This is a genomic window from Microcoleus sp. AR_TQ3_B6, assembly GCF_036702785.1.
Classification (GTDB): Bacteria; Cyanobacteriota; Cyanobacteriia; order Cyanobacteriales; family Microcoleaceae; genus Microcoleus.
In genome coordinates this window covers 1-1,416 of record NZ_JAUBVJ010000234.1, presented here as the reverse complement: position 1 = coordinate 1,416, position 1,416 = coordinate 1, and the positions used below count along the sequence as shown (strand labels likewise).

Below are 1,416 nucleotides of genomic sequence, written 5' to 3'. Positions count from 1 at the left end.
ATAGCATCTATAACTGGATGGGATTACATTTTGTCAGCCCTAGCTACTGTTGCATGATTTTTGAAAATTGGTATAAGGAAATTGTACCGAACTCTGAGCGCCCTTCCTTGTGAAACTATCGATAATAATTAGAGCGCACTTCATTGCTGGCGAACCCCGTCGATAGCACAAAAGGAAGTTGCGATCGCATCACCAAGGCACAACCCATTGCTCATTGAGTAAAGTATAGGTTGATAGAGTTAGATAGAGGGGATCTGAAATAGTTGGAAATACTTCCAGCATCCGTTCAAACCAAATCCGAGAATCGAAATTAATTCCTCTCGATAACTCAATCAGCATCGCGATCACATAGGGGTCTGTGGAACTTATTAAATCTGCATAGCGATGGAATACAGATTCATCTATTTGTACTTCTTGCGTTCGCAATGTTTTAAGAAGACCTTTACCACGCTCGATGCAATTTTCCATGTTTTCTAGAGTCAACTTTTTATTGACTAACGGACGACTAGCTAAAAAGCGAATGTATTCAGAATTGCCCATGATTCTAAAAGGTTCATTTTTGAATGGTTCCTCCCAGCTCCAAGGTTCTGCATCCGGGTCTAATTTTACAACAGTAAGAAACCTGCGTCCTTTGTCAATAGCTGCTGTTAAGCACCCAGCATCTACATAAGGATTGCCAGTCAGAGGTTCCTGTTCCCACTGACTCAACAAATCACCAAGCAGTTGAGGTCGGGAAACACAAAGAGCCATAATTTTATCTCCAACTAAGCTGGCTGGCAAAGCTTTCATAGTATCTAGTCGCAACTCATTAACATCCAGGCTTTCTAGTATCTGGCGGATACTTTCTTCATGTCCAGCAGCAGTTGCCAGCAGTTGCCAGTAGCCGTCGGTTCGTTGCCAGCAAGCTTGCTTTAGTTGTTCTAATAAGAAATTGTTACTTCTATCCATCTTTTGTTGAGAATCTCACCTGTCTTCCAACTTGAGGGTCTACCACCTAATTCATTGATGGCATTTTTTAATGTATTACCCAACCGGGTGTTTTCAACCGACACACCGTTTTGAATCAGAGAGAGCGCACAAAACTACTCGCCAGGGAAAGTTAATAGCCCCAAAGGAAATTGTACCGAACTCTGAGCGCCCTTTCTTGTGAAACTATCGATAATAATTTGATCGCACTTGATTGCTGGCGAACCCCGTCCCTAGCACAAAAGGAATTTGCGATCGCATCACCAAGGCACAACCCATTGGTCATTGAGTAAAGCATTAATTGATAGAACAAAGTGGCGGGGATCTGAAATAGTTGGAAATACTTCCAGCATTCGTTCAAACCAAATCCGATAATCGAAATTAGTTCCTCTCGATAACTCAATCAGCATCGCGATCACATAGGAATCTGTGGAACTTATTAAATCTGCA

The 1,416-nt window shown here is 42.0% G+C and carries 2 protein-coding genes; both read right to left on the bottom strand.

Annotation, left to right across the window (positions count from 1 at the left end; translation table 11 throughout):
- Nucleotides 1-189 precede the first annotated feature (189 nt).
- Nucleotides 190-948, bottom strand: a complete 759-nt coding sequence (locus tag QUB56_RS36885) for a hypothetical protein (RefSeq protein ID WP_332961301.1) — start codon at nt 946-948, stop codon at nt 190-192.
- Nucleotides 949-1,226: 278 nt separating this feature from the next.
- The coding region (locus tag QUB56_RS36880; protein WP_332961300.1) for a hypothetical protein at nt 1,227-1,416 on the bottom strand (190 nt) is incomplete at its 5' end.

What these genes read in the sequence shown, in the direction of transcription:
- QUB56_RS36885 (WP_332961301.1), bottom strand. Translation starts at nt 948, where the DNA reads ATGGATAGAAGTAACAATTTCTTATTAGAACAACTAAAGCAAGCTTGC.